Source organism: Pluralibacter sp. (assembly GCF_019237635.1).
GTDB lineage: Bacteria > Pseudomonadota > Gammaproteobacteria > Enterobacterales > Enterobacteriaceae > Enterobacter_B.
The window spans coordinates 1-4,176 of record NZ_JAFAGS010000125.1 but is presented as its reverse complement, the minus strand read 5'-3'; the positions used below and the strand labels follow the sequence as shown (position 1 = coordinate 4,176).

The window sequence follows — 4,176 nt, the reverse complement described above, 5'->3', positions numbered from 1 at the left end:
GAAGTGACCGCCCGCAACAATCTGGACAACGCGGTAGAACAGCTGCGTCAGATAACCGGCAACTACTATCCGGAGCTGGCGTCACTGAACGTGACCAACTTCAAGACCGACAAACCGCAGGCGGTAAATGCCCTGCTGAAGGAAGCGGAAAACCGCAACCTGTTGCTGTTGCAGGCGCGTCTGAGCCAGGATCTGGCGCGTGAGCAGATTCGCTTCGCTGAAACGGGTCATATGCCGACACTGAATTTGACGGCATCAAGTGGCGTGACTGACACCAAATATAGTGGAAGCAACACCAACACCGGCGCGACCAGCAGCCAGTATACCGACCGCAATATCGGTCAGAACCAGATTGGCCTGAACTTCAGCCTGCCGCTGTACAGCGGCGGTTCCGTCACCTCGCAGGTGAAACAGGCGCAGTACAACTTTGTCGGCGCCAGCGAGCAGCTGGAAGGCGCACACCGCAGCGTCGTACAAACTGTACGTTCGTCCTTTAACAACATTAACGCTTCCATCAGCAGCATCAACGCCTACAAACAGGCGGTCGTTTCTGCGCAGAGCTCATTAGACGCGATGGAAGCCGGTTATCAGGTCGGTACTCGTACTATCGTGGACGTGCTGGACGCGACCACGACGCTGTACAACGCGAAGCAACAGCTCTCCAGCGCGCGTTACACCTACCTCATCAACCAGCTGAACATCAAATCCGCGCTGGGTACGCTCAATGAGAACGACCTGCTGGCGCTGAACGGCACCCTGGGTAAACCGATTTCGACGTCAGCGGACACCGTTGCGCCGGAAAACCCGCAGCAGGACGCCAGCGCTGATGGTTACAGCACCACGACGCCGGCAGCCAAACCGGCGGCCGTTCACACCACGACCACCAGCGCCTCCAGCAGCAAAAGCGCGAATCCGTTTCGCAACTAACTGATGGCGGTTGCCGCGTAAACGACATCGGGCCTGCATACTCTGCAGGCCCGATTTCTTTATCGGCGCACAACTAAATGTAAGGCAACGTAAAGCCTCCGGCCTTTTCCCCCTCATCGCTTCATTTTCGACCACCCATCCTCTATCCTAGGCGCTTACCACTGGGTCCAGGAAGAGTATTAATGAAACGGACAAAATCAATTAATCACGCCTCGTTCCGTAAGAACTGGGGCGCGCGCCACCTTACGCCGGTCGCGTTGGCTATCACTGCCGTCTTTATGCTGGCTGGCTGTGAAAAAACCGACGAAACCGTCTCGCTGTATCAGAATGCGGATGACTGCTCGGCAGCGAACCCGGGCAAAAGCGCCGAGTGTACCGCTTCCTTCAACAACGCGCTGAAAGAAGCCGAACGCACCGCGCCGAAGTACGCCTCTCGTGAAGACTGCGTCGCCGAATTCGGCGAAGGCCAGTGCCAGCAGACCCCAGCCCAGGCGGGCACCGCGCCGGTAAACCAGGCGCAGGCGCAAAGCAGCGGCAGCTTCTGGATGCCGTTGATGGCAGGCTACATGATGGGTCGACTGATGAGCGGCGGCATGCAGCAGCAGCCGCTGTTCAGCTCGAAAAACCCGGCAAGCCCGGCCTATGGTCAGTACACCGACGCCAGCGGCAAAGGCTATGGCGCGGCGCAACCGGGACGTACCATGACGGTGCCGAAAACCGCCATGGCGCCGAAACCGGCGACCACCAGCACCGTTACCCGCGGCGGCTTTGGCGATTCCGTGGCGAAACAGTCCACCATGCAGCGTAGCGCCTCCGGCACCACCACGCGCTCAATGGGCGGCTAAGCATGGAACGAGTCAGTATTGTCGAGCGCCCAGACTGGCGTGATAAGGCCACCGAGTACGGCTTTAATTTTCACACCATGTACGGCGAGCCGTACTGGAGCGAGGAGGCTTACTACAAGCTCACCTTAGCCCAGGTGGACAAGCTCGAAGAGGTCACCGCAGAACTGCACCAGATGTGCCTGAAGGTGGTGGAGAAGGTTATCGACAGCGATGCGCTGATGACCAAATTCCGCATTCCGAAGCACACCTGGGGTTTTGTGCGCCAGTCGTGGAAAACGAACCAGCCATCACTCTACTCTCGCCTCGATCTGGCCTGGGACGGCGTCGGCGAACCAAAGCTACTGGAAAACAACGCGGATACGCCAACCTCGCTGTACGAAGCGGCGTTCTTCCAGTGGATCTGGCTGGAAGACCAGCTTAATGCCGGCAAGCTGCCCGCAGGCAGCGACCAGTTCAACAGCCTGCAGGAGAAGCTGATCGACCGGTTTGCACAACTGCGTGAGCAGTTCGGCTTCAATCTGCTGCACTTCGCCTGCTGTCGCGACACGGTAGAAGACCGCGGCACCGTACAGTATCTGCAGGACTGCGCCAACGAGGCGGGCGTCGCCAGCGAGTTTCTCTACATCGAGGACATCGGCCTTGGCGAGAAGGGTCAGTTTACCGATCTGCAGGATCAGGTGATCGGCAACCTGTTCAAGCTTTATCCGTGGGAGTTCATGCTGCGCGAGGTGTTTTCCACCAAGCTGGAAGACGCAGGCGTGCGCTGGCTGGAACCGGCCTGGAAGAGCATTATCTCCAACAAGGCGCTATTGCCGATGCTGTGGGAGATGTTCCCGGACCACCCGAACCTGCTGCCCGCGTATTTTGCCGAAGACGATCACCCACCGCTGGAAAAATACGTCGTTAAACCTATTTTCTCCCGCGAAGGGGCGAACATCTCTATCGTGGAAAACGGCACCGTGCTGGAGGCCGTTGAAGGGCCCTACGGCGAGGAAGGGATGATCGTGCAGGCGTTTTGTCCGCTGCCGAAATTCGGCGATAGCTACACGCTTATCGGCAGTTGGCTTATCAACGATCAACCAGCGGGTATCGGTATTCGCGAAGACAGAGCGCTGATCACCCAGGATCTGTCCCGCTTTTACCCGCATATTTTTGTCGAGTGATAACCCGGTCCGGCAGCGCAACGCCTGCCGGGCCTGTTTTACCCAATCTGCACCGACAACATGCTTAAACTCCCCATCTCAATGCCGTCTGTCGGTAACGTAATCGGCTCCTGACCGTCCCACATTCCCAGCACATACAGCAGCGGCAGGTAGTGATCCGGCGTCGGGTTCGACAGCGAGCCGCCCTCATGTTCAAGGTAGTGAACCAGCGGATGCGCCTGTGCATCGCCCTGCCAGGTCAGATTGGCCTTCACAAATTCGTTAAACGACGTCGCCCACGGGTACGGGGTATTCTCACCGTGCCAGCGCGCGGTGCGCAGGTTATGCACGACGTTGCCGCTGGCGACCACCATAATGCCCTCATCACGCAGGCGGGCGAGCTTACGCCCCATCTCCAGATGCCATATCGGCGGCTTCGTACTGTCGATGCTGAGCTGCACCATTGGGATATCCGCATCCGGATACATTTTGATGAGCACGCCCCAGGAGCCATGATCAAACCCCCACGCTTCTTTATCCAACGCAACCGGCACAGGCGCGAGCAGTTCCACCAGATGCTGCGCCAGTTCAGGTGACCCCGGCGCCGGATAGTGGGTGTCATACAGCGCCTGCGGGAAACCGCCGAAATCATGAATCGTCTTCGGCGATTCCATGGCCGTCACCCCGGTGCCGTGCGTAAACCAGTGCGCAGAAACGGCCACAATCGCTTTCGGACGCGGCAATGTATCGCCGAGATGACGCCAGGTGCGGGTATAAACGTTATCTTCCAGTACGTTCATCGGGCTACCGTGACCGACAAACAGTGCGGGCATACGAGGAGCAGACATAAGGATTTCCTTACAGGAGGTATCGGGTTATTGAACGTAGATTACGCCCTTTCGGTACAAGAGAAACCCGGAGAAGCATGATGATCATTATCAGGAAGTTTGAACATCTGGTGGGAGATTCAGAATAAAATGACAAAAAAGCCGGGAATATCCCGGCTTTCTTCTGGCGCGTGCGCTTATAACGCCGCTTAGCTGGCCTTACGCTCATGCTTTTGGCGGTAAGTCACCAGGTCTTCGATCGTCACCACCGGCATATTGTGCTGACGGGCAAACGCGATACACTGCGGCGCGCGCGCCATGGTGCCGTCGTCGTTGGTCAGTTCACACAGCACACCCGCAGGTTTGAAACCGGCAAGTGTTACCAGGTCGATAGTCGCTTCGGTGTGGCCGCCGCGGGTCAACACGCCGCCCGCC

The 4,176-nt window shown here is 58.0% G+C and carries 5 protein-coding genes; 3 read left to right on the top strand and 2 right to left on the bottom strand.

The features are described 5' to 3' along the window. From JO226_RS14710 to JO226_RS14700, 3 genes are all read left to right on the top strand, one after another. Positions 1 to 927, top strand: a 927-nt coding sequence (locus JO226_RS14710; RefSeq protein WP_293602291.1) for a TolC family outer membrane protein, incomplete at its 5' end; no start/stop codon positions are given. 182 nt (positions 928 to 1,109) lie between these two features. Further along, entirely contained in the window at positions 1,110 to 1,772 is a 663-nt protein-coding gene (locus JO226_RS14705) for a DUF1190 family protein (protein ID WP_293602290.1), read from the top strand. A gap of 2 nt (positions 1,773 to 1,774) precedes the next feature. Beyond that, positions 1,775 to 2,935 (top strand): glutathionylspermidine synthase family protein, encoded by a 1,161-nt coding sequence (locus JO226_RS14700; RefSeq protein ID WP_293602289.1) that lies wholly within the window; start codon positions 1,775 to 1,777, stop codon positions 2,933 to 2,935. 38 nt (positions 2,936 to 2,973) lie between these two features. Here JO226_RS14700 and ygiD read toward each other — a convergent pair whose 3' ends face one another. Continuing rightward, positions 2,974 to 3,762 carry a 4,5-DOPA dioxygenase extradiol gene (gene ygiD, locus JO226_RS14695; protein WP_293602288.1) on the bottom strand — a complete coding sequence of 263 codons (789 nt, stop codon included), beginning with the start codon at positions 3,760 to 3,762 and terminating at the stop codon, positions 2,974 to 2,976. 188 nt (positions 3,763 to 3,950) lie between these two features. Continuing rightward, on the bottom strand, positions 3,951 to 4,176 hold a 226-nt coding region (locus JO226_RS14690), incomplete at its 5' end, for a 3,4-dihydroxy-2-butanone-4-phosphate synthase (protein WP_293602287.1).

Coding starts and splice junctions, on each gene's coding strand:
- ygiD (WP_293602288.1), bottom strand. CDS start 3,762: ATGTCTGCTCCTCGTATGCCCGCACTGTTTGTCGGTCACGGTAGCCCG.
- JO226_RS14705 (WP_293602290.1), top strand. CDS start 1,110: ATGAAACGGACAAAATCAATTAATCACGCCTCGTTCCGTAAGAACTGG.
- JO226_RS14700 (WP_293602289.1), top strand. CDS start 1,775: ATGGAACGAGTCAGTATTGTCGAGCGCCCAGACTGGCGTGATAAGGCC.